Source organism: Phocaeicola sp. HCN-6420, assembly GCF_037890145.1.
Classification (GTDB): Bacteria; Bacteroidota; Bacteroidia; order Bacteroidales; family Bacteroidaceae; genus Phocaeicola.
Window position 1 is genome coordinate 80,448 of record NZ_JBBKBJ010000002.1, and the last position, 24,969, is coordinate 105,416.

Sequence of the window (24,969 nt, forward strand, 5' to 3'; positions counted from 1 at the left end):
GTCAGGACATCTCATCGAAAATGTCCTGACATTTTTTTATGTATAATGGTATCTTCTGTTTTTCTCTGAAGTAATTCTTTTATGAATCAGTTACAGGATATACAGTTGCTTCATCAGTGTAGTAGCCCAATGATATTCTTTTGCCAGCCATTGTTCGTCCATTTCACTGTGAGGGGCCTGCTGGATATCATTCAATAACTTAATGTACTGGTTGACTTCGGTTACGGCATCCTTCTGCTTGTTGTCGCGGAGCAGTAAAAGAATTTTCTGTTTCGAGATATTCACATTGGGAAATTCACTCATCGATTCTGCTTTTTCCAGCAGTTTTTGGCTCTCCTGATTACTTTCCGTGGTATTGCTCTGCTTCATGATACATTTTGCCATTACCACATAATCGTCGGCACAAGCCATTTTGTTATCGATGTTCTTTTGAGCCAGTTTCATGGCCTGCATATAATCTCTGTTGTACTCCATCATGGATGCAGAAAAGCTCACCAGTCCACTGGTACGTTTCAGATAAATAGGGTCTTTACTCGTTTCCTTCAGCGGATAGTCTTTCTGCAATTTCTCCAATCTGTCTTCCAGACTGCTGTATATACCGTATTTTTCCAGTACACTTTTATCTTTTATCTCTTCGTAATATTGGAGAATTTTGTTCTGGGCTGAAACCAGTGCGGTCGGATCTTTTTTCATGAACTGCATGAACTGAATAGCGGTATTGTCCGCTTCTTTTTCCTGTTGCTTGGAGTAATCCAGTCCCATCCGGTTATAAATATCATGGTTTACCAGTACCTGAACAATGTCGTTGGTTGTAAAGACAGCTCCCGGAATATAATTTTCGTATCTGTTGTCGAGTGCAGCTTCTATGGCTGTGGTAGCAACATCGGCCACAGCTCCCCAGAACGCAGCCCGGTTGGCACGGCTTATGTTTTTATTGACGGTTATCACAGCGTGGTCGAGTACATAATGTGCAGTTTCTCTGGCAAGCATACTGAATAATTCATCTTCCGTGTCAAGCAGCGTAAGCAGTCCGCTTGAAACCAGCATACAGTTGTTGCTCAACATCACGATGTCAGGATTCGGAGATTTCAGGATACGTACATAAGGCATTCCATATCGGTCGGCGATGAATTCTTTGGGAATCATGCTCAGCATAAGGCAGTGTACATAGTCTTCCATGACAGCATCCTCGTAAATCATATTAGCTTTTTCCAGTTCGTCGAGGTATGTATTGGCTTCATTCTCCATTTCTTTTCTCATGGTTTCCTGAAGCCCTTTACTTTCGTAATAGGGTACCAGTCCGGAGTTGATTTGTGCGGCCAGCCAGAAAGTCGTCGGATCGGTAGGCGTAAACTCCAGTCTGTCCATGTTGTTCAGTGCTACGCCTTGCTGTTGACCGTTGACTATCAGGACTGCTTGCCGGTAGTTGGGATCCGTTGGTTGATATTGTGTTAATTTTACGAAGCGCTGGAGTGTGAACGGAGTGCCTGCCTTTATGTTTCCGATATCATCTTTTACAATACCTTCTATATGGATTGACGGGCTGAGGCTCGTAATATGTTTCTGGGCGATAATTCCTGTGCATGCAGTACACAAGAAGAACAAAGTGAGTGCGAATTGTTTCATTGTCCTGTTAATTTATGGTTTCTGCCGCGCAATGTACCATCTTTTATCACTTCATCCAACAAAATAGCGTTATTATTTGTGAAGCAGGAGGCGTAATGCAAACCATAAGTGTCGCAGGATGGTTGAAAAATATCCGTAATGCTTGCACATGATACGGAAACGTTCTTTCAGCGAAGCCTTGTGGTTGCGGGTTGTCATCCCTTCGTTCAGGTAATCTATCAGGGTGAGATGCGTATTATGAAGCGTCTTGCTCTGCTTCATGATACGGATGCACCAGTCGAAATCGGCAGAAAAGCGATAGCGCAGGTCGTAGTTTACCAGTCTGTCGCGGCGGGCAAAGAAAGCCTGATGGCAAACCAGCATTCCTTCACGAAAACTTTTCCAGGTCAGTTGTTCGGGAGCAGCAAGGCGTCGCATCCGCAGGAAATGTCCTTCTTCATCAACGATGGCGGTTTCTCCATACATTACGTCCGGCAATTCGTTGACGCCAGCCAATGAATGTACCATCAGTTGCAGAGTATCATCCTCGTGAAGTTCGTCGCCGGCGTTCAGAAAGCAGACATAATCTCCCGTTGCCAGTGCCATTCCCTTGTTCATGGCATCATATAATCCTTTGTCGGGCTCGCTTACAACGGTGTGGATATGCTCCTTGTAGCGGTTGACTATTTCCATCGTCTTGTCGGTCGACTTACCGTCTACGATGATATATTCTACGTTTCTGTAAGTCTGGGTAATAACACTCTGAATGGTATCTTCCAGAACGTTTTCAGCATTATAAGTTACAGTAATAATAGAAAACTTCGGATGCAGATGTGTAATGTTATGCATTTTCCCCTGTAATGTGATTATAAATCTTAATATATTTCATGGCAACATTCTGCTCGGAATAGGTTTCTACTGCTTTTCGGCGGGCTTCTTCGCTGAGGCTGGCGTAATCTCCTTCGTTCAGCGACCAGCATATACCGTTGGCAAGATCTTCCGACGATTTATATTGTGCTACGTAGCCATTGTGCAGATGATCGATCATCTGCGGAATACCGCCTATGTTGAAGCCTACACACGGTACCCCGCATGACATTGCTTCTACAATGGTATTTGGCAGATTCTCCTGTAACGATGGAGTAACAAACAAATCGACTGCATTATAAATGTTTACCAAATCTTTTTCATTGCCTACATAATTCAGGCAATAGATGGGGAAGGGGAAGAGATCGGCATATTGCTGCGATTCTTTTCCTACTACCACGACTCCCAGCGAATTGCAGAAATCCGGATGGTTTTTCTGAATCAGTTTGCATGCTTCTACCAGGTAATCTATACCCTTTTTAGGGTCGGTTATCTTCATGGAACTGAACAGAAGCAGTTTCTTGTCGGTAGGGAGGTTCAGGCTATTGCGTACCTGTGTCTTGTTCAACGGGCGGAAAAGGTTGGTGTTGATGGGATTGGGAATATTGGTTACGGTATGTCCCAGTGCCAGTACACTATGCTTGGCCAGTCCTTCGAGCCATTGACTGCATGCAACGAAAGTGATGTTTGCCTTTTTATATAGTTTCTGTTTCTTTAGGAAAACCCGATACGATAGGTCGTGCTTGTAGCCTTTGTACAGCAACGGACAGGTGTGGCATTGTGTCTGATACTTGGTACAGTCCTGTGCATGATGGCAAATACCGGTGATGGGCCACATATCGTGCATGGTCCATACAGCAGGTTTTCCTGAATCGATGATTTTCTGTATATCTTTCAGGGAGAGCATTCCTTGATTGATCCAGTGCAGATGTATTACGTCAGCTTGCTGAAATTCCGGCAGGGAAGTAATGTCTGTTCCCGTATTGGCAATGTCGACGGCAAAGAGATTGTGCTTCTTGAAGTGGTTGGCCTTCCAGATTACTACACGTTCCCATACGAATTGCCAGATGTGTCTCCACGACTTTTTCAATGGTACCACAGTAACCTGATCGGTTTGTTTGTCGCGTACCAGCATCTTGGCTTTTATACCTTGCCCTTTCAACGCTTCCATTAAGCGGTTTGCCGCTATTGCCGCCCCTCCGATTCGCTCGGAAGTATTAATGATTAATACTCTCATAGCTTCCTGAATTTTGTGCAAAGGTAATTTATTTTCTTTTTGCTTGTCTGCATCAAGCGCCAAAATCTCCCTTCAGAGTACGTTTGATGCGACGAATTGCTTTTGCCCAGAAACAATTGGTGTGGTGATAGTATTTTTCGAATACTCTTCGTGCTGCCTTGTTCTCTTCTATGGGAGAAATAAGTTTGACGGGAAGAGGTTGTTGCCACAGGGTAGAGTCGTACAGGCCACCTCCGCCGCAGTTGGTTCCGCTTCCATCGAATCCGGTGTTCTGAATCAGCGATTTTCCCACGTTCAACGATAAGATGTCGGCAAGGAACAGGCTGGCATTCCAGCGGATGGCCCATGAATTGTTTTGTCCTGCAATTTGCCGGCGTAACATTCGGGTAAAAGGATAGTTACCGTTGAAGTCGAAATATCGTGTGAGCTTGCGCTTTTCCAGTTGGGCAAGCAGTTTCTTTCCATCGGGGTTGAAGTATTTCCATGCACGGTCCCAGGTTCCCCATCCCCAGCTTCCCGTCCATTTAATCAGGAAGGTATCGGGCAGTGAAGTGTCTTTGGTAAAATCGCATGCCTGAATGTGCCCTACTCGCTGTTCGTTCTTGTAGGTTTCCAGTGCATCGTTCATGAACTTCAGGAAATAAGGAGCAACTATCAGGTCGTCTTCCAATACAATGACTCTTCCAAACTTATTGACCTGCGTTGTTACGCCGTCGATGATGTTACGGGCGAGTCCCCAGTTGGACTCACGTTCGATGATGGTAATACTCTTAAATCCGCTGATACGATGTATGTATCGGCGTACTTCCTGTACGGCAGCATCATTGTCGGGAGTTTTACTTTGATCGGCGTAAATAAACAGCGGACTTTCGGCTGCTTCCTGATTACGAAGCAGTGAAGAAACAACCTGACGGGTATGTTCCGGCCGGTTGTAGACGAATAACAGAATGGGTGCGTATGTCATGGCTTAAAGATAATTGGCGTAATTTTGTTTGGTTTGCTTACGGACTTGTATCACCGCCTTACTTTGTACAAGTAAGGTGGCAACTATAGAGATATATCCCTTGGCATATTTGAGGTTGCCTTTCGAGAGAGATAGAATCAGTTTTTTGATTCCTGCCAAGATGCCATAGGCAAATGCTTGCGTGAAACGATAATTGATATTGGCATATTCGGAAAGCAGGTAGACACGCTCTGCCCGGCAGAATCCTTCGAAAGATACTTTACGGAATTCGCGGTCGTGACAGCCATATACCGTCGGTAAATAACCTATCTTATATTGGTGGAAATGCAGGCGGTTGACATAGTCTTTGTCTTCTCCGTAATGATAAAATAGAGGAGAAAAGCCTCCTACCTTGTGCAAGGTACTGACTGGGATAAACCAGAAAGCTGCATTGATGAACGGACACGCTATTGGCTCCTGACTGGTAGTCAGGTCCTTCGTACTTGCAAGTTGGGCGTAGGATGCAAATCCCTTATCCAATTCACTTTTACTTCCGTTTAAATGTACCGGAGAAAGTATGCCAAACTCAGGATGCCGCATGGATTGTTCTGCAAGTGCAGCCAGTGTATCATTTCCTATCCAGGCATCCTGATTCAGCAGGAATACAGCATCATAACCTTCTTTCAGGGCAATCTGCATACCGATATTATTAGCTCTGCCAAAACCCAAATTTGCTTTGTTCGCAATCAGTCGAACCCGAGGATATTCTTTTTTGATGATTTCTACGGTCCGGTCTTTCGAACAGTTGTCTATCACGATGATATCCGTAGGATGGGATGAGGCTTGCAGGCTATTCAGGCATCGGCTTATCCATTTTTCGAAATTATATGAAACAATGATAGTCAAGATTTTCATCATACAAGTTGTTTGTCGTAAGTAGTTATTTCAACTTCATCCACAGGGTGGTTAGACGGTCTTTCAATCTCTTGTGCAGACTGATGTGGGGAATGCCCGTATATCTTTCTGCCTTTTTCCAGAAATTGGTTTCGTCGGTTATCTCTCCTTCATTTTTTTCGATTAACTTGTATAAATAAAATAATCCACGTTTCTTTTCATACGGCAAGTGCCATACCGGATAGTTTTCATCGCCCGGCTGTACATTGTTGAAATGAGGAGTAGTCCACATGCGCTTCACATACCGGTTGGCTGTTGTATTACGTATTTGTAAATGTTCGGCAAGCAGACTCAGTAAATGCGCTTCTTCATTTAACTTGAACGGATGCTGCTTTCCATACTCCAGGTTGAAAGCCCACAGTTCCGGAAATGCAGTATTGATTTTACTGATTACATCTTTTCGCAAGGCTACAAATTCGCCCCCGTAGTAAGTCATTGAACCTTTTACCTCTTTTCCATAACAGGCCCGGTACACTTCTTCCATTTGAGGAAGCGTAATTCCGTTGATGGAATATTGTCTGTCGGTAATGAATTCATAAAGAGCACTACCGTCTTTACGGACGGCCCCGAACAAGGTATTGAGAGAGGTATGGCACAGACAGTCGGCATCGCTGATTAGCAAAGTTTCATTTTCTTGCATGCGAGTGTCCATGTACCGTAAAATATCGTACAGGTAAAACTGGTTCTGCCATGCCGGATACCAGTCTTTGGGAGGTTTGCAAGTATAAGGCAATGTGATAACTTCCACCTCCAGTTTATCGAACAACCGAGTAAGATAATCGGGCAGATTTTCTTTTTTCAAATTAGTGAAAAAGATGAATTTTGCTTCCGGATTATAATGTTTGAATGTCACGAAGAAAGGTACTTGTATCTGCATGTAAATAGAATGTACAAGCGAAGAGTTACCTTTCTGTCCCAGTTGAGGATAGAAACTGGCTTCCTCCTTCGATTCTTTATAGAACCAGGTTGTTATGTAATTGACGGGTGTATGCATAAATTAGTTACTTACCTTTTAACTTCTTATTTAGTTCGTATAGATCCGTTTTTGTAATCCCTGCTAAGAATGTAATTATAAACGATGTATAAAGTTTTTTATAGAAAGGGAAAATACAGAAAGCTTTAAAAAATTCTCTGAATCCGATTTTATATTTTCTATTTATTAAAGCTCCTGACATTCGCCTTTTATGCCAAGAAGATAGAAAAAGCCGACTCCCTTTTTTATAAGAAATTTGTCTATATAACTCGTGAAACATTGCATCTAAAGGATCGTGGTCTTTGATTGTTCGGATACTTTTATTATCAGAGTTTGTTAGATAATATAAAGATGTTGGTTCTTTAGAATAAGCAAAGTCGCAGACTGCATGTAAACGAGCAAGTGTAATAATATCTTCTCCTGAAGGTATTCCTGAAGGGAATCCTCCGATTTCTTGTATAATTTCTTTCCGTACAGCATAGGCGCTTGTTTGCATCGGGAAGTCTGTACCAGATGCTAATTCATAATAATTGTCGAGTACTCCCTCAGTCCCGGTAAAAGGGAATTTATTAGGTAGAACAGGGAGAGTCGGGTTTTCATTCTCTCTTTTAAAAAAATATGATGTTCCAAAGACTCCGCATTCCGGATAGCATTCTGCTAACTGATGGATTACTTCCAGATGATTAGGAAGCCATTCATCATCTGCATCCAAAAACGCAATGATATTTCCTTTAGCAGCTTTAATACCTGTATTACGAGCAATGGATACTCCACTGTTCTTTTGATTTATTAATCTAATAAATGGATGTTGCCATTGCATTACCATTTGAGGACCATTGTCGGTAGAACCGTCATTTACTACCACAATTTCAAAATCTTGATAAGTTTGATTCAGAACAGAATTGATGCTGCGTTGAATAAACTTAGCTCCATTGTATAATGGTATAATAACACTAATCATTGTTCTGTAATTTTATGCTTAACCAAATAATTGAATATCTCTTTTTGTATTTGTAATCCTATTATTTGCATGATTCCTAAATAAAGAATTGCAGCGGTAATGATTTTTGTTAATAATACAAATATTGGCATTTTTATAGGAAGGGTAATGAGATAACTTAATAGTATACTTAAAGTTGCAGTACTAACAAAGGGAGCAATATCTTTTATTGCGTTCAACACACTTAGACCAATTTCTTTTTTTATAAAATATAGCCATATAAATAACCAGATAATATTAAGGCTACTATATATGGCAATCATCATATGAATTCCCCATTTATGTACTATTAGTATAGCTACGATTTGTATTATACTTATGCCAATGGTGTTCCACATATAAATATTGGATTTACCTTTACTGATAATAAGATTTGAGCAAAGTGTTGTTATGGGGAGAAAAGCTCCCCAAATACATAGGATTTGCAGAATAGGTACACACGGCATCCATTTATCTTGTATGGTTAAATAAATGAATTCTGGAGCAATAAGGGCTAATCCAAACATTGCAGGAAATGATAGATAAGCAGTGAATCGCAACATTTTTCGAAAGGCATTTTGCTGACGATCTTGGCTTTCTGATAATTGTGATAAAACTGGTTGAGCTACACTACTTATCATTCCTCCAATAAATGATGATCCCATTATGTTCCATTTATTAGCTTGTGTATAGAGACCTACTTCTTTGGGAGTAAATAGTCGTCCTATAATGGCAGAAAATATATTGTTATTAATTTGTAAGAATATGTTGGTTAATAACATTTTGCTACTAAATCCAAACATTTCTTTTAATGGGGCAAAATTGAATTGGAAAGTGGGACGCCATGGAGAAAAATACCAAAAACTTAGATTGATGATTGCAATATAAATGAGACTTTGGATAGCTATACCCCAATATGACATACCGTTTAATGCCATAATGATACCTATTGTACCTGATAGAAGTAATGCTGGTAATTGTGATATGGCTTTTTGTTTTACCATTAAATTTTTGAATAAGTAAGCATTATGGGCGGTTGCAGTACTGGAAATGAGAAAGCCTAAAAAAGTTAATCGAGCTAATGGTACCAAATCAGGTTGTCGATAATAATCAGCTATTAAAGGGGCGGAAAAGAATAAAATTGTATAAAGGCTTAAGCCCATTAAGGTACTGAACCAAAATACAGCATTATAATCTTTGTGTGAGATATTTTTTTTGTTGGCTAGAGCAACTGTAAATCCGCTTTCTTGTAACGTGCCTGCAATGGCTGTAAAAATAGTAAGCATACCCACCATACCGTAGTCGGCAGGAGTAAGTAGGCGAGCAAGAAATATACCGAAAATTAGATTTAGCAATTGTTGTATTCCGTTACTTACGCCTCCCCACAAAAGTCCTTTTGCGGTTTTTTCTTTTAGTGATTGTTCGGGCATGTCACAAAATCTTTTTAATAAGTAGATGGGTGTGGGTGGTAATGAAAGCGAAGAACCTCAAAAATAGAAATTTGAGATTCTCCGCTTCAGTTATTATAGGGAGAAGGAAGATTATTTCACTTCACTTCCTGGTTTTACTTCTTTCAGTACAGAAGTTACGGCGAGTGAACCGTCGAAATTTTCGGCAGACAGAATCATACCTTCACTTACCAGTCCGTTCTTGAACTGACGTGGGGCAAGGTTGGCGATGAACAATACCTGCTTTCCTACCAGTTCTTCCGGACGGTAGTGCTGTGCAATACCGCTTACGATTGTACGGTTTTCCAGTCCGTCTGCAATCTTGAATTTCAGCAATTTCTTCATCTTAGGAACTGCTTCACATTCCAATACGGTTCCTACACGGATATCGAGCTTTTCGAATTCTTCGAATGCGATAGTCGGTTTGATAGGATTAGCTTTGTAGTTGGCTGCTTCATTAGCTTTTTTCGTAGCAAGCAGTTTGTCTACCTGTGCCTGAATGGCGTCATCTTCAATCTTTTCGAACAGCAATTCCGGCTTGTTCAGCTGATGTCCGGCAGTCAGTAAGTCGGTACGTCCCAGTTGTTCCCAGTCGAAGCTTTCCATATTCAGCATGTGACGTAACTTTTCACTACTGAACGGCAAGAATGGTTCGAAAGCAATAGCAAGGTTAGCAACCAGTTGCAGAGCAATGTTCAAAATTGTTGCTACGCGGTTCATGTCTGTTTTGGCAAGCTTCCAAGGTTCTGTATCAGCCAGATATTTGTTTCCGATACGTGCCAGGTTCATCGCTTCCTTCTGTGCATCACGGAACTTGAAGACATTCAGCAGTTTTTCAACTTCAGCTTTTACGTCAGCAAATTCTTTCAATGTTTCACGGTCGTAATCATTCAGCTCGCCGCAAACAGGGACTTTACCTTCAAAGTATTTGTTTGTCAAAACCATGGCACGGTTTACGAAGTTTCCATAAACAGCAACCAATTCATTGTTGTTACGAGCCTGAAAGTCTTTCCATGTAAAGTCGTTATCTTTTGTTTCAGGAGCATTGGCAGTCAATACATAACGCAATACATCTTGTTTGCCCGGGAAATCTTGCAGGTATTCGTGCAACCATACAGCCCAGTTGCGTGATGTTGAAATCTTGTCGCCTTCCAGGTTCAGGAACTCATTTGCAGGAACATTGTCCGGCAAGATGTAACTTCCTTCTGCTTTCAGCATAGCAGGGAATACAATGCAGTGGAATACGATGTTGTCTTTTCCGATGAAATGGATCAGGCGTGTTTCAGGGTCTTTCCACCATTTTTCCCATGAGTCGGGCAATAATTCTTTTGTATTCGAAATGTAGCCGATAGGGGCATCAAACCACACATACAATACTTTCCCTTCAGCCCCTTCTACAGGAACAGGAATACCCCAGTCAAGGTCACGGCTTACGGCACGAGGTTGTAATCCCATGTCCAGCCAGCTCTTGCACTGTCCGTATACATTAGGACGCCATTCTTTGTGGTCTTCCAGAATCCATTTACGTAACCATCCTTCGTGTTTGTCGAGTGGAAGATACCAGTGCTTGGTTTCTTTCATGACAGGTTGGCTTCCGCTGATAGCACTCTTCGGATTGATCAGTTCGGTAGGAGAAAGTGTACTTCCACATTTCTCGCACTGGTCACCGTATGCACCTTGTGCGTGGCAACGTGGACATTCACCGGTGATATAACGATCGGCAAGGAATGTATGGGCTTCTTCATCGTAATACTGCATAGAAGTTTTTTCGATAAATTCTCCTTTGTCGTACAATTTACGGAAGAAAGCAGAAGCTGTATCGTGGTGGACTTGTGAAGAAGTACGTCCGTAAACATCGAATGAGATGCCGAATTCCTTAAATGAATCACGGATCAGCGTATGATAGCGGTCTACAATATCCTGTGGAGTAACTCCCTCTTTTTTTGCACGGATAGTGATAGGTACTCCATGTTCGTCAGAACCGCCAATGAAGAGCACATCTTCTTTTTTCAAGCGCAAGTAGCGCACATAGATGTCGGCAGGTACATATACTCCAGCCAGGTGTCCGATATGGACCGGACCGTTGGCGTATGGTAGAGCCGATGTTACGGTTGTTCGTTTGAATTTTTTTTCCATATACGTATAATGTATTATATTTTAATGCGCATTTATCGTGTGCAAAGATAACGATTTTATTGCTATTTATGATTGATTGCAGAAAACAAGTGAAAAAGAGTTCTTTCCAATCATTTTTTGAGGTCTCTTTATGGCGTATGGCTGGAAATTGTTTTTGCTGTTCGAACTGTGAAAATGTTATAGAAAAGAGGAATTTTCCACCGTAACCTACTTTTGAAAATTTCGCGTACCAAGTTCTATTATAAGGTAAAAGGACTTACAGGAGAAAATCCAAGTGTCTTTTTCAAAACTTATAAATTGAACCGTGCGGCAGAGTTGTTGAAAGAGGGTAAATATACGATTTCTGAGATAGCGGATATGACAGGCTTTAATACATTATCGCACTTCTCGAAATGTTTCAAGCAACAGTTTGGTATTCCTCCCAGCGAGTATCTTAAATAGATTGAGAAGAGGAGGTTATAACGTCGAGAGGCTTCTTTGATTTTTTGTACAAAAGATTTTAGTTTTTGTACAAATTTTCGGAAAATGTGCCGAGGTTTTGGAAGTTATAAACTGTAGCTTTCTCGTATATAAAGAGTTTTATTTGCCTTTTTGCCGATTACCTTGTTTGATATAGCGGGTTTCCTCTGCTTCAGACGGAGCAGGTGAAGGCTGTGAAAGGCTAAAAAGTTACTTTTTTGTTTTAAATAACTTGCAGGAGAGTAAGGTATTATCGTTTGGTTTTGGCAATCATGAAAGTTATGGCGGCTATAGAGAGCAGGATACCCACAATGATATTTGTTGTAAGAGCTTCCCCAAAAACAATCGTACCGATAAGAATGGCCGTAACGGGTTCGAAGACACCAAGGACAGAAGCTTTGGTGGCTCCGATATTTCGTGTCGCTATGGCCAGCGTGGCTGTAGAAACTACGGTAGGAAGGAGGGCAAGGCCAACCAGATTCAACCATGCCATGTTGTGCTCAATTCCTGCTGTAATATCAATATCCGATAGGATGATTTTTCCCAGAAAGATAATAGCACCTACCGTCAGCGCATAGAATGTCAGCAGGCTGTTTGATATGGAGCTGATAACTTTACTCCGGTTGATGATGACGATAAACAGTGCATAGACTAAGGCTGAGCCAAGAGAAAGAATGACACCTGTCGGGCTGATGGTTTGGGTGGAGTCACTTTGCGTCATAATGACGACGCCTGCAAAGGTCAGGATAATAGAAAGCCAGACTGGCCAGGAGGGAACGACTCGCAAGAAGACCATGATAATAGCTACAAGTACCGGATAAAGAAATATGATTGTGGTTGCAAGTCCCGAGGCGATATAGTTGTATGCTTCGAACAAAAATATGCTGCTTGATGTATAAAGTAGTCCGAGGATAAGCAATACTCCGGCTTGCTTCCACGAAATTTTAAAACTTTGTTTGCTTATTAAAAGAAAGGCGCCTAAGAATAATACGGCGATGGCATAACGGAAGAAAAGAATGGATTCGATTGCTGCTCCGTCTTTCATTAATGGGACACCGAACAAGGGATTCAGACCATAAGTTATGCCAGTGATTATTCCGGCTGGGTAACCGATTATTGCGTTTCTGCTGATATTTTTCATCTTGGTTGCTATATTAATCGCTTGATATTGGAGTTTAAAATCGTTTGTGTCTGTTCATCCAGCCCAGTTCTCGCGGTCAAGATTACGGTAGCTTATCGCTTCAGCCAGATGATGGGGGAGTATCTGTGCTGAGTCTTCCAGATCGGCAATGGTTCTCGATACCTTCAGGATGCGATCGTATGCACGTGCTGAAAGGTGAAAACGTTCCATAGCGTTACGAAGCAATGCAAGTCCTTTTTCATCGGGCAGTGCATACTGATGCAGTAGGCGTGATGACATTTGGGCATTGCAGTGAACTCCCGGATCGTTGGCAAATCGGTTGGCTTGTATTTGTCTTGCCCGAATAACTCGCTCGCGTATGGCTGCACTTGGTTCGCCGTTAGTGCGCTCGGACAGTTTTTCGAAGGGTACAGGTACAATTTCTATTTGTATATCGATGCGGTCGAGTAATGGACCGGATATCTTGTTCAAATATCGTTGTACTTGTCCGGGACTGCAAACGCAATGGCGGGTAGGATGATTATAATAACCACACGGACAAGGATTCATGGAAGCTATGAGTGTAAAGCTGGCAGGATATTCTAATGTATACTTGGAACGTGAAATGGTTATACGGCGGTCTTCAAGTGGCTGGCGAAGTACTTCAAGTACACTTCGGTTAAATTCCGGCAGTTCATCGAGGAAAAGTACGCCATTGTGTGCCAGACTGATTTCTCCCGGTTGGGGAGTGCTGCCTCCCCCTACCATGGCTACTTGTGAGATGGTATGATGTGGACTCCGGAAGGGGCGTACGGCTATCAGTGAGGATTCTTTTCCCAGTTTCCCGGCAACAGAGTGTATTTTGGTCGTTTCCAGACTTTCGGCGAGTGTCAATGGGGGGAGTATGCTGGGAAGACACTTTGCCATCATCGATTTTCCACTGCCGGGCGCTCCTATCATAATAAGGTTGTGTCCTCCGGCTGCTGCAACTTCGAGGGCACGTTTTACGCTTTCTTGTCCTTTTACGTCGGCAAAGTCGAACGGAAAATTAGTCTGGCTCCGATAGAATTCTTCGCGAGTGTTGACGATTGTGGGTTCCAGTATACGGTTGCCGTTGAAAAATTCAATGACTTCGGTTATATTTTCTACTCCAAAAACTTTCAGATTGTTTACGACGGCTGCCTCACGAGCATTCTGCTTAGGAAGGATTAATCCTTCTAACCCTTGCTGACGGGCACAGATGGCAATCGGAAGTGCTCCTTTAATTGGCTGTAAGTTGCCATCCAGGCCCAGTTCTCCAATAATAAGGTATCGGTTCAGCTTTTCAGATGCAACAGTTCCGGTGGCAGCCAGTATCCCGATGGCAAGTGGTAAGTCGTATGATGAACCTTCTTTTCGGACATCAGCTGGTGCCATATTTACCACTATCTGGCAGGTAGGAAACTTGTAGCCATTTACTTGCAAAGCCGACATTATACGTTCATGGCTTTCTTTAACAGCCGAATCGGGGAGTCCTACCAAAAAGAATTTTATGCCGCGTGAGCTGTTTACTTCGATGGTTACGATAGTGGCGTCAATACCTTGTACGGCTGCGCCGAATAGCTTGGTTAACATGAAGGTGTAATTTTTATTTCTTCTCTTCTTGAGTGAGTTGCTTTACTTTTGTATATAGGGTATTGCCATATAAATCTTTGTCAATGACTTTTCGGTTACGGTCTACTAAAATGTTGGTCGGTAACTTATAGATATTGTTTTGTTTGACAACTTGGTTGCCCCATCCTTTATAGTCGCATATTTCGAGCCATTGTTTGCTGTCGTCTTTGCATGCATCGAGCCATTTCTCTTTTTCATAGTCGAGAGAAATATTGAGGACTCTGAATTTGTCTTCTGGAAGTTTCTTGACCATTTCGGCAAGAGAGTCGCGGACTGTTATACTTTTTTTATCCCAGCTGGCCCAAAAGTTCAGCAATGTATAGCTGTTTTCTACTGAACTACTCCAGGTGATGTACTTTCCATTTCTGTCTTTGCAAGAAAAATAGGCAAGATATTTTTCGTCTCGTTCATTCTTGTTTTTCGGAGGAATTGATTTCAATACGACGCCCAGAATACGGCTGTCCTTTACGCTTCCTTCCAGTGGGTCTATCAGGTTGCGGATTTTTTCAATGTCTGGTTGAGGAACTTGTACGAAATATTCGTTGATAAGATATGCCGAAATGAATGATTGAGGATGGAGTGTGATAAACTCCTCTGCTTTTTTTGATACAGCAGTGTGGTCATCCTTGATGCTTTGTATACTTTCGAGGAATTTGCCATATTCTCCATTCTCACCGTCACCGCTGATTATCGGACTTTCAAAGGAGCCTGTTAAGGTCATATGCAAGGTCTTATCGGCAACAACAGGTATTGTCTTGCCGTTATTTGGAGATACCAGGCGGAATAATGTCAGTGTATCAGGCGCGAATGTATAAGTAAATTTTCCGTCTTTAGGAACGATTGTATCAAGTTTGGAAACAGGGTCATCGTATACTACCAGAATTTCGTCGGAAGTATAATCTTTAAGCTCTGCCTGCAAGACAAATTCGGGTTTCTTTTTGCAGGAAATCAAGCTGGTTATTACTAAGAGTAGAAATAATATTTTTCTCATGTTTCCGTTTTCTTTTCTGCGAAAGTACATAATTTATTTGTAATAAAAAAGCCGGAATACAATGGAATGTATTCCGGCTTTTCAAAAGATATGATAAAATCAATTATTTGATTTCGTTTGCATATTTAGCAAATTCACGGTCATTCTGAGCTTTTGCAGCCAGAGTTGCATCTTTCTGAGCAACCTTAGCCATGCTAGTCTTAACCAAGTCTGCATTGTTTGTTCTTGCACCAACGATAGCCATCAGGTAGTCAGTGTAAGCATCAGGATTCTGAACTGCATTCAAAGTATTTTTAGCTTTGTTGTAGTCTTTAGCCAGAATCTGAGCCAAAGCAGCAGAGTTAGTCTTAGTATCACCGAATGCTTGTACGGCACGGTCGTACTGACCTTGTTTGATATACAAGTTACCCAGAGCTTCGTTAGCAGTGTTAGCACCAGTTGACTTGCTCAAGTAAGTTTCAGCGTTAGCAACGTTACCCTTAACCATTTCGATATAACCAAGGTTAGTGTTAACTTCAGGAGCGTTAGCATTCTTGCTAGCAGCTTGTTTGAAGTAGTTTTCTGCAGTTGTAAAGTCACGGTTAGCGTAAGCCATCATACCCAGATTGTTGTATGCACGGAAATCGTTAGGATACAATTCTGTAGTTTTCTTGTAGATAGCTTCCTGACGAGCTTTATCGTTTGTCAGAGTTGCAGCGTACAGCAATTCGTCTACGCTCAATACCTTAGCATCTGTATCAAATGCTTCGTTGATTTCTTCATCGCTACGACCGATAACATCATAGTTTGCAGTCAAGCGAGCACGACGCAACTGAGGAAGAATTTCGTCAGCCAAAGTCTTGTAAACTGAAGAAATGTTCTTGATTTCAGTTTCACGCTGTTCTGGATCGTTGTACATAGAAAGAACACGCAAGATCAGGTCTTTATCCTGGATATTTGATTTAGAAACCAATTCCTGGAAACCTTCCCAGTCCTGAGCAGTGTATTTAGCATCTACTGTAGTTTCGATCTTACCTTTCTTCAATTCTTTATTCAAATACTTTTCAGTATTGTTCTGACGATTTTCAGCCAAAGTAGTATTCAGCTTAACACCACCATCAGGAGAAGCATAAGCAGAGATTTCGATGTTGTTCAGTTTGTAGTTCTTAGTATCACCAGCAACAGTTACAACCTGTTTGTTGAAGTCTTTCAAACCTTCAGACTTCAGTTCGCTTGCGCGAAGGTTAGCCTGCTGGATCAAGAACATAATCTGAGCTTCTTTAGCCTGCTTGATAATACGCTGGAAAGCATCCGGAGCCAAAGCTGCGTTAGCTGAGTTTACTGTAGGAAGTTCTGAAGTAGCGATTACACCATCAGCGATCTTTACAGAAGGAATAGTGTATTCTTTTTTACCTTTCTTGATTTTGAAATCAAGGTACAATTCAGATTTAGCCATTTCAGGAACATAGTCGAAAGAGGCTTTCATTGTATAAGTACCACCAGTCTTGTAAGAGATTGTCTGGTCGTTACCTTGTACTTTTTCGCCCTGGAAGGTAGCTGGCTGACCTTTAGCTTCACCGCCATCCCATCTCAAAACCGGAGTAACTTCAACGATAGCGTTCTTTTTGAAGTACTTTTCAGGGAATTTACCTGTAATAGTAACAGGAACCTTACCTCCAACTGCCTCTAACACTTCAGGATTTGTTGTGAAGTAATCAGCGGACAATTCGCCCATCTTGCCACATGAAGTGAAAGCAAGGACTAACAATGCCACTAAAGGCAAATACAACTTCTTAATCATGATTTTTTAATATTAGGTTTGTTATAAAAATATAATCTAGTCGTTTTTATCTTCTTTTGGGGGCAAAGATAAGAAAAACTCTATTAGGTGTTGACGTTTTGACCTCCTTTTTTTTAAGAGATATTAAAAAAAAGATTAAAATTCTCTGTTTTTCTTCTCCTATGCCTGCCGTTTGGCGTTTCTGGGGTGGTGCTCAATGATTTCTTGCCGCAATCTGTTCTTATCTATGTGAGTATAAATCTCAGTTGTCCCGATACTTTCATGTCCCAGCATGCATTGGATAGCTCTTAAATTTGCTCCTCCTTCCAGTAAGTGGGTTGCGAAGGAATGTCTAAAAGTATGTGGACTTATTTTTTTCTTTAGTCCAATTTGGCTGGCAAGTTCTTTGATAATATGGAATACCATAATGCGAGAAATGTTCTTTCCAAAACGACTGATGAAGACAAAGTCTTCGTATCCTGGTTTTATCAGTCCTGTATCTCTTTCAATAAAGTAATTTTGAATTTCTCTGATGGCTCGTGGAGATATTGGAACGAGTCGTTGTTTGCTTCCTTTTCCTTCTACCTTAATGAAACCTTCATTAAAATAGAGGTCTGAGATTTTCAAATTGCATAGTTCGGAAACTCGAAGTCCGCAACTATATAATGTTTCCAGTATTGCACAGTTGCGTTGTCCTTCACGTGTACTTCGGTCTATATTTCCGATTAGGGTATCAATTTCTTCAACACTGAGTACATCGGGTAGGTGCTTCCCTATTTGAGGAGATTCCAGCAACTCGGCCGGATCTTGTTGGATATAGTCTTCGAGAACCAGAAAATGATAGAAAGAACGTATCCCTGATAAGATGCGGGCTTGAGAGCGAGGATGAATACCTATATCGTGAAGCCCAGCGGAAAAAGCTTCCAAATCTTGTAAGGTAACCTTTGTATAATCGATGTCTTCTATGGTCAGGTAGGCAAATAATTTGTCCAGATCGGTGAGGTAAGCTTGTACTGTATTATTGGAAAGCGATTTCTCCAAAGTCAGATATTGCTTATACTTTATTATTATCTTGTCTCTTTTCTCATAAGTTTTCATTTCTTTTTCGTATCTTTGTCCCAAATTTCTCAACAAAGGTATTAAAAGTTTTAGTTTGAATAAGTATGAGAATACAAATAATCAATGGTCCCAATATCAATTTGTTGGGGAAACGAGAGCCGTCTATTTATGGTGCAGTTTCTTTTGAAGATTATTTGGTGACACTGAAGGCGCTATATCCCGATATACAAATAGACTATTACCAGTCGAATATAGAGGGAGAGATGATTAACAAAATTCATGAAGTGGGATTTTCCTATGATGGAATAGTGCTGAATGCAGGGGCTTATACACATACGTCGATAGCTCTGCAGGATGCGATTCGTGCAGTAACCACTCCTGTGATTGAAGTACATATTTCGAATGTGCATACCCGGGAAGAGTTCCGGCATAAGTCTATGATCTCTTGTGCTTGTATGGGAGTAATATGTGGCTTTGGACTCGATTCATATAGGCTGGGGATAGAAGCACTTTTACATGCAAAGAAATAATACATTTAGAATAAGAACAAAATATGATGCTCAAACAAACAAAAATCGTTGCGTCCATCTCGGACTTACGTTGTGAAGTAGATTTTATCAGAGATCTTTTTAATGCTGGTATGAATGTTGTACGTATGAATACAGCTCACGCCAGCCGTGAAGGATTTGAAAAATTAATCAGTAACGTGCGTGAGGTTTCAAACCGTATCGCTATCCTTATGGATACAAAAGGTCCGGAAGTACGTACTACTGCCAGTGCAGAAGGTCCTATTGACTTTAAGACTGGAGATAAAGTTCGTATTGTCGGCAATCCGGAACAAGAAACAACTCGTGAATGTATCGCTGTGACTTATCCGGGATTTGTTCATGACTTGTCGGTAGGTGCAGACGTTTTGATAGACGATGGTGAACTGGAGCTGAAGGTTGTAGAAAAGAATGATAATACATTGTTCTGTAGAGTATGTAACGATGCTACCTTGGGAAGCCGCAAGAGTGTAAATGTCCCGGGAGTACGTATCAATCTTCCTTCTTTGACAGAAAAAGACCGTAATAACATTCTTTATGCTATCGAAAAAGATATTGACTTCATTGCACACTCATTTGTACGCAATAAGCAGGATGTACTTGATATTCGTGAAATATTGGATGCGCACAATAGTGATATCAAGATCATCGCTAAGATAGAAAACCAGGAAGGTGTTGATAATATTGATGAAATACTTGAAGTGGCTGACGGTGTTATGGTTGCTCGTGGTGACTTGGGTATTGAAGTTCCGCAGGAACGTATTCCGGGTATCCAGCGCCAGCTTATCAAAAAATGTATTTTGGCAAAGAAGCCGGTTATTGTTGCAACTCAGATGTTGCATACTATGATTAATAATCCACGTCCGACTCGTGCAGAAGTAACCGATATTGCTAATGCTATTTATTATCGTACGGATGCGTTGATGTTGAGTGGTGAAACTGCATACGGAAAATATCCGGTAGAAGCTGTGAAGACAATGGCTAAGGTTGCAGCTCAGGCAGAAAAGGACAAGATGGAGGAAAACGATATCCAGATTCCTTTGACTCCGGAAAATACCGATGTCACTGCTTTCTTGGCTAAACAAGCTGTACGTGCGACTACGTTGATGCCGATTCGTGCTATCATTACTGACTGTTTCAGCGGTCTGACTGCCCGTAACTTGGCTGCTTTCCGTGGTAAATATCCGGTATTGGCTATCTGTTATAAGGAAAAGACCATGCGTCACCTTGCATTGTCTTATGGTGTAGAAGCTATTTACATGCCTGAAAAAGCAAGTGGTCAGGAATACTATTTTACAGCATTGCGTAAGTTGCTTGCCGATGGAGTTCTTTCAAATAAAGACATGGTAGCTTACTTGAGTGGCGGTAAGAAAGGTACTCATACTTCATTCCTTGAAATCAACCAGGTGGGTGATGTACTGGATAGTGAAGATGTTTATGTATTACCTAACCGTAACCGTTACTTATAATTAATAATGTATGAAAGAAACGGACGCTCTTGATGAGTATATACTTCAGCATATAGATGAAGAAGGAGATTATCTGAAAGCATTGTACCGGGCGACGCATGTAAAACTTCTGCGTCCCCGTATGGCTTCCGGACACCTGCAAGGACGTATGCTGAAAATGTTTGTACAGATGATTCGTCCGAAACAAGTGCTTGAGATAGGTACTTACAGCGGATATTCCGCACTCTGTCTGGCAGAAGGACTGGAAGAGGGAGCTATGCTCCATACTTTCGAAATAAATGACGAACAGGAAGATTTTACTCGACCATGGCTGGAAAATTCTCCATATGCAGATAAAATTAAATTTTATATTGGTGATGCATTGAAGATTGTTCCAGATATGGATGTAGTTTTTGATCTTGCTTTTGTAGACGGTAACAAGCGTTTCTATGTGGAGTATTATGAGATGATTCTGAAAAAGATGAACTCCGGTGGTTATATTATTGCCGACAATACTTTATGGGATGGTCACGTGTTAGAGGCTGAACCACATCACACAGACACGCAGACGATCGGAATTAAGAAGTTTAATGATTTGGTGGCGGCCGATGCACGTGTGGAAAAAGTGATCTTGCCTTTGCGCGACGGGCTGACCATTATACGTAAAAAGTAATAATTGATATGGAAACAACCAGACAAAATAAAATTGCCCGACTCATCCAAAAAGAGTTGAGCGATATTTTCTTGTTGCAGACCAAGGCGATGCACGGTGTGCTGGTATCAGTCAGCGTGGTACGTATCAGCCCTGATATGAGTTATGCTCGTGTGTATCTTAGTGTCTTCCCATCGGAGCGCAGTCAGGAAATTGTGAAAAACATTAATGATAATATGAAATCCATTCGTTTCGAACTGGGCAACCGAGTACGTCATCAGTTGCGTATTATTCCGGAACTGAAGTTCTTTGTTGACGATTCACTGGATTATGCCGCTCATATTGATGAGTTGCTGAAAAAATAAACTCTTGTTATTCACCACAGATCGTACTTAACATACTTTTGTATGATGGGGTACGGCCTGTGGTGAAAAATTATAAGCCATGAATTTTCCCTTCTATATAGCCCGAAGATATTTGTTTTCCAAGAAGTCGCACAATGCCATAAATGTGATTTCAACAATTTCTGTTTGTGGAGTTGCACTTGCTACATTGGCATTGGTATGTACACTTTCCGTATTCAACGGCTTTCAGGATTTGGTAGAAACTTTTTTTACGGCATTCGATCCGCAACTGAAGATAACAACAACTCATGGTAAGGTTTTTGATGGGCAGGACAGCAGAGTCCTTCAACTGAAAAAATTGCCGGAAGTAGAAGTTTATTCAGAATCATTAGAAGACAATGTGATGGTGCAGTATCAGGGAAGGCAGGCCATGGCAGTAATAAAGGGAGTCGAAGATAATTTCGATCAGCTGACACCTATAGATAGTATTCTTTTCGGAAGGGGAGATTTGTTGCTTCACGATGAAGTAGTTGATTATGCTATTCCCGGCATTCAGTTGCTTTCTACTTTAGGTTCGGGAATTCGTTTCCTTGATCCGTTGGAAATATATGCACCGCGACGTGGCGCGAAAGTAAATATGGCAAATCCTTCCACTGGTTTTGTTACAGGAAATCTATTTTCGTCGGGACTTGTATTTGCCGTAAATCAAGAGAAATATGACGCGTCGTATATCCTTACTTCCATGGATTTTGCACGCAAGTTGTTTCAGTATACTACCGAAGTGAGCGCCGTTAATCTGAAATTGAAAGATGGTGCCAGTACAGATGCTGTCAAGAAACGTATACAATCATTGCTTGGTGATGATTTTCGAGTACAAGATCGCTACGAGCAGCAAGCAGATACGTTTCGTATCATGGAAATAGAGAAACTGATATCTTATTTGTTCCTTACTTTTATTCTCATGATTGCCTGTTTCAATGTCATAGGCTCACTCTCAATGCTTATTATCGACAAGCGTGATGATGTGGTAACCTTACGTAATCTGGGCGCCAGCGATAAACAGATTGTACATATATTCTTATTCGAAGGTCGTATGATTTCTCTTTTTGGAGCTTTAGCGGGCGTGATATTGGGACTGCTGTTATGCTGGCTTCAACAGGAATATGGTCTGATTTCATTAGGCGATTCAGGAAGCTTTGTAGTTGATGCTTATCCGGTAAGCGTTCATGCTTCGGATGTTATAATAGTATTTGTAACCGTGCTGCTGGTGGGTTTCTTATCGGTCTGGTATCCGGTTCGTTTCCTGAGCAAGCGCTTGCTGAAGAAATAAGTACCATTGGGAAAGAAGTGGTAGTTTGCAAAGAAAAATATGAAAGAGGTTGTCTCAAAATAGAATTGCAAAAGTAAAATCTGATAGATTGAAATTTAGAAATAAAAAGATCTCCTACTTTTAGTCCTTTAATTGAAGAAAACAAAGACTAAAGTAGGAGATCTTTATGTCGTAACTTATAGATAAGTAAGCCTATCTCAGTTTCCCATTTTGAAACAGTCTCTTTTATTATATCAACTCAACGGATTGGTTCCTTTGAAATGTCTGCTATTCGTCGGCAAGAACGAAGTCCAGTTGTTTCTTTTCCAGATTTGTACGTGCCACTTTAATTTTTACCGGGTCACCCAGACTGAACTTGCGATGATGACGGCGTCCGATAAGGCAATAATTCTTTTCATCAAATTCATAATAATCATTGCCTAAGTCGCGCATGGAAACCATACCTTCGCATTTATTTTCATTAATTTCTACATACAGTCCCCATTCTGTTACTCTAGATATTACACCATCGTATACGTTTCCGATACGTTCACTCATAAATTCTACCTGTTTGTATTTGACGGAAGCACGTTCAGCACTTGCTGCTGTCTGCTCCATAGCAGAACTATGCTCACACAATTCCTCGTATTTGTCGGCCTGAGCACTGCGTCCTCCTGCGAGATAACGTGTTAGTAGGCGATGTACCATCAGGTCCGGATAACGACGGATTGGAGAAGTAAAGTGTGTATAATAGTCGAAGGCTAGTCCGTAGTGTCCGATGTTATAAATAGAGTACCTTGCTTTTTGCATAGCGCGCAATGAAACTGTTTCTATCAGATTCTGTTCTTTCTTGCCTTCTATATCGCTCAATAAGCGGTTGATCGATTTTGATACTTCTGCTTTACTTCCTCCTGTACGTATCTTATAACCGAAGCGGGCAATAAACTGGCTTAAGTTATCCAGTTTGTCCGGGTCAGGCAAATCGTGTATACGATAAGGGAATACTTTCGGCTTTTTGTTCTTAGGAACTTTTCCGATGTGTTCGGCAACCGTACGGTTTGCTAACAGCATAAACTCCTCAATCAGTTTATTTGCTTCTTTAGAAACTTTGAAGTATACGCTCAGCGGCTTGCCTTTCTCGTCAATTTCAAACTTAACCTCGCAGCGGTCGAAATTGATAGCTCCGGCTGCTATTCGTTTTTCACGTAAGATTTGAGCAAGTTTGTTCAGCTCCAGAATTTCTTCTTTGTAATCTCCCTCTCCTGTTTCTATAATATTTTGAGCTTCCTCATACGTAAAGCGACGGTTCGATTTTATGACAGTATGCCGGATACGATAGTCTTTTACTTCTGCCTTTTCATTCATATTGAAAATTACAGAGTAAGCCAGTTTCTCTTCATCAGGGCGCAGCGAACAGATGAAATTACAAAGACGTTCGGGCAACATAGGGATAGTACGATCTACCAGATAGACTGAAGTTGCTCGTTTTACTGCCTCCTTGTCGATAATGCTACCTTCTTTTACATAGTGTGAAACATCGGCAATGTGTACACCTACTTCCCAAAGTCCTGGCTTAAGCTGGCGAATAGAGAGTGCATCATCAAAGTCCTTAGCATCTTTCGGGTCGATAGTGAAAGTTACGACATCACGGAAATCCTCACGCTCAGCATAATCTTCAGGAGTGATCTCTGCCGAGATTTTATCGGCAGCAGCTTCCACCGACTGAGGATAAGTATAAGGTAAACCGTATTCTGCAAGAATAGCATGCATTTCAGTTGTATTTTCTCCTGCCTTACCCAGAATATCGATTACTTCACCGAATGGATTTTTAGCTTCTTCTGGCCATTCTGTAATACGGACAACTGCCTTGTCACCATCTTTGCCACCTTTCAGTTTTTCCTTTGGAATAAAAATATCGTTTGCCAGCGTATTTGTTTCTGTCAGCAGAAAGGCATAATTCTTACTTACTTTCAATGTTCCTACAAAGTTAGCATTGGCATGTTCCAGAATTTCGATAACCTGTCCTTCTACCTCATGACGGCGACGTTTGGCACACAGGGCAATTTTTACCTTATCATTATTCATGGCATGTGCCGAGTTGCGTTCTGCTACGAAAATAGGTTCACCTCCATCGTCAGGAATAAACAAGTTCTTTCCATTGCTTTTGCGCTGGAAGGTACCTGTCATGATCTGTCCCTTGTCATTCAGTTTATAATGCCCTTTCTCTGTTTCTATTAAAAAATTGTCTTCTACCATTTCCTGAACGATGTCGGCACAAAGCATTTTCAATGGATGCGTAGTCAGGTTTAATCCCGTAAACAACTGCTTCAAGCTGAAGCTTTCCATTGGCTTGATGCGGAAATAGTTGACCAGCAATTCTGCCAGTTCTTTCTTCTTCATGCGTTTTCCGCCTTTTTTCTCTTTCTTTTTCTTAGCCATAATCGTAATGTTTTATTTACTGCCGTCTTCTTTGGCGATATCTCGTATA

20 protein-coding genes and 1 pseudogene are annotated in these 24,969 nt (G+C 41.3%); 6 read left to right on the forward strand and 15 right to left on the reverse strand.

The genetic code is table 11. The annotated features are described in order from the left end of the window. Positions 1 to 90 precede the first annotated feature (90 nt). The 9 genes from WKT12_RS02120 to metG form a co-directional block, all read right to left on the reverse strand. Positions 91 to 1,626 (reverse strand): M48 family metalloprotease, encoded by a 1,536-nt coding sequence (locus WKT12_RS02120; protein WP_340318652.1) that lies wholly within the window; start codon positions 1,624 to 1,626, stop codon positions 91 to 93. A 72-nt stretch (positions 1,627 to 1,698) separates the two neighbouring features. Beyond that, on the reverse strand, positions 1,699 to 2,454 hold the full coding sequence (locus tag WKT12_RS02125) for a glycosyltransferase family 2 protein (protein WP_021971600.1): 756 nt from the start codon (positions 2,452 to 2,454) through the stop codon (positions 1,699 to 1,701). Next, positions 2,447 to 3,709 (reverse strand): glycosyltransferase family 4 protein, encoded by a 1,263-nt coding sequence (locus WKT12_RS02130; protein ID WP_340318653.1) that lies wholly within the window; start codon positions 3,707 to 3,709, stop codon positions 2,447 to 2,449. Before WKT12_RS02130 ends, WKT12_RS02125 begins: the two co-directional genes overlap by 8 nt. A 52-nt stretch (positions 3,710 to 3,761) precedes the next feature. Next, the gene (locus WKT12_RS02135) at positions 3,762 to 4,673 is read right to left on the reverse strand and encodes a glycosyltransferase (protein WP_340318654.1); all 912 of its coding nucleotides are present in this window, start codon (positions 4,671 to 4,673) and stop codon (positions 3,762 to 3,764) included. A gap of 3 nt (positions 4,674 to 4,676) precedes the next feature. Then, the gene (locus tag WKT12_RS02140; protein WP_340318655.1) at positions 4,677 to 5,570 is read right to left on the reverse strand and encodes a glycosyltransferase family 2 protein; all 894 of its coding nucleotides are present in this window, start codon (positions 5,568 to 5,570) and stop codon (positions 4,677 to 4,679) included. A gap of 22 nt (positions 5,571 to 5,592) precedes the next feature. After that, the gene (locus tag WKT12_RS02145; RefSeq protein WP_340318656.1) at positions 5,593 to 6,600 is read right to left on the reverse strand and encodes a hypothetical protein; all 1,008 of its coding nucleotides are present in this window, start codon (positions 6,598 to 6,600) and stop codon (positions 5,593 to 5,595) included. A gap of 7 nt (positions 6,601 to 6,607) precedes the next feature. Further along, complete coding sequence (locus WKT12_RS02150; protein ID WP_340318657.1) at positions 6,608 to 7,540, reverse strand: glycosyltransferase family 2 protein; 933 nt, start codon at positions 7,538 to 7,540, stop codon at positions 6,608 to 6,610. Continuing rightward, a complete protein-coding gene (locus tag WKT12_RS02155; protein ID WP_340318658.1) occupies positions 7,537 to 8,988 on the reverse strand; it encodes a lipopolysaccharide biosynthesis protein in 1,452 nt (483 codons plus the stop codon). The genes WKT12_RS02150 and WKT12_RS02155 overlap by 4 nt, the downstream gene beginning before the upstream one ends. Positions 8,989 to 9,099: 111 nt before the next feature. After that, positions 9,100 to 11,142 (reverse strand): methionine--tRNA ligase, encoded by a 2,043-nt coding sequence (metG, locus tag WKT12_RS02160; protein ID WP_340318659.1) that lies wholly within the window; start codon positions 11,140 to 11,142, stop codon positions 9,100 to 9,102. Between the two features lie 210 nt (positions 11,143 to 11,352). On the opposite strand from metG, the pseudogene WKT12_RS02165 reads away from it, so the two are divergent. Then, positions 11,353 to 11,583 (forward strand): annotated as a pseudogene (locus tag WKT12_RS02165) (helix-turn-helix domain-containing protein); the annotation flags it as partial. A gap of 268 nt (positions 11,584 to 11,851) precedes the next feature. On the opposite strand, the gene WKT12_RS02170 reads toward WKT12_RS02165, so the two are convergent. From WKT12_RS02170 to xerD, 5 genes are all read right to left on the reverse strand, one after another. Then, entirely contained in the window at positions 11,852 to 12,742 is an 891-nt protein-coding gene (locus WKT12_RS02170; protein WP_021970676.1) for an EamA family transporter, read from the reverse strand. 54 nt (positions 12,743 to 12,796) lie between these two features. Further along, positions 12,797 to 14,335, reverse strand: a complete 1,539-nt coding sequence (locus WKT12_RS02175) for a YifB family Mg chelatase-like AAA ATPase (protein ID WP_340318660.1) — start codon at positions 14,333 to 14,335, stop codon at positions 12,797 to 12,799. A 13-nt stretch (positions 14,336 to 14,348) separates the two neighbouring features. Beyond that, a complete protein-coding gene (locus WKT12_RS02180) occupies positions 14,349 to 15,365 on the reverse strand; it encodes a thioredoxin-like domain-containing protein (protein WP_340318661.1) in 1,017 nt (338 codons plus the stop codon). A gap of 103 nt (positions 15,366 to 15,468) precedes the next feature. After that, positions 15,469 to 17,145: a tetratricopeptide repeat protein gene (locus WKT12_RS02185; protein WP_340318662.1), complete on the reverse strand. Its 1,677-nt coding sequence runs from the start codon at positions 17,143 to 17,145 to the stop codon at positions 15,469 to 15,471. A 159-nt stretch (positions 17,146 to 17,304) separates the two neighbouring features. Next, positions 17,305 to 18,222 carry a site-specific tyrosine recombinase XerD gene (gene xerD, locus WKT12_RS02190; protein WP_340318663.1) on the reverse strand — a complete coding sequence of 306 codons (918 nt, stop codon included), beginning with the start codon at positions 18,220 to 18,222 and terminating at the stop codon, positions 17,305 to 17,307. 65 nt (positions 18,223 to 18,287) lie between these two features. On the opposite strand from xerD, the gene aroQ reads away from it, so the two are divergent. From aroQ to WKT12_RS02215, 5 genes are all read left to right on the forward strand, one after another. Continuing rightward, a complete protein-coding gene (gene aroQ, locus WKT12_RS02195) occupies positions 18,288 to 18,713 on the forward strand; it encodes a type II 3-dehydroquinate dehydratase (RefSeq protein ID WP_021970681.1) in 426 nt (141 codons plus the stop codon). Between the two features lie 23 nt (positions 18,714 to 18,736). Then, complete coding sequence (gene pyk, locus WKT12_RS02200) at positions 18,737 to 20,197, forward strand: pyruvate kinase (protein WP_340318664.1); 1,461 nt, start codon at positions 18,737 to 18,739, stop codon at positions 20,195 to 20,197. Between the two features lie 10 nt (positions 20,198 to 20,207). Continuing rightward, a complete protein-coding gene (locus WKT12_RS02205; RefSeq protein ID WP_340318665.1) occupies positions 20,208 to 20,849 on the forward strand; it encodes an O-methyltransferase in 642 nt (213 codons plus the stop codon). An 8-nt stretch (positions 20,850 to 20,857) separates the two neighbouring features. Further along, a complete protein-coding gene (rbfA, locus tag WKT12_RS02210) occupies positions 20,858 to 21,193 on the forward strand; it encodes a 30S ribosome-binding factor RbfA (protein ID WP_021971811.1) in 336 nt (111 codons plus the stop codon). Between the two features lie 79 nt (positions 21,194 to 21,272). Continuing rightward, positions 21,273 to 22,502 carry an FtsX-like permease family protein gene (locus WKT12_RS02215; RefSeq protein ID WP_340318666.1) on the forward strand — a complete coding sequence of 410 codons (1,230 nt, stop codon included), beginning with the start codon at positions 21,273 to 21,275 and terminating at the stop codon, positions 22,500 to 22,502. A 267-nt stretch (positions 22,503 to 22,769) separates the two neighbouring features. Here the strand turns inward: WKT12_RS02215 and rnr are convergent, their stop codons facing one another. Further along, complete coding sequence (gene rnr / locus WKT12_RS02220) at positions 22,770 to 24,920, reverse strand: ribonuclease R (RefSeq protein ID WP_340318667.1); 2,151 nt, start codon at positions 24,918 to 24,920, stop codon at positions 22,770 to 22,772. Positions 24,921 to 24,969: the final 49 nt, after the last annotated feature.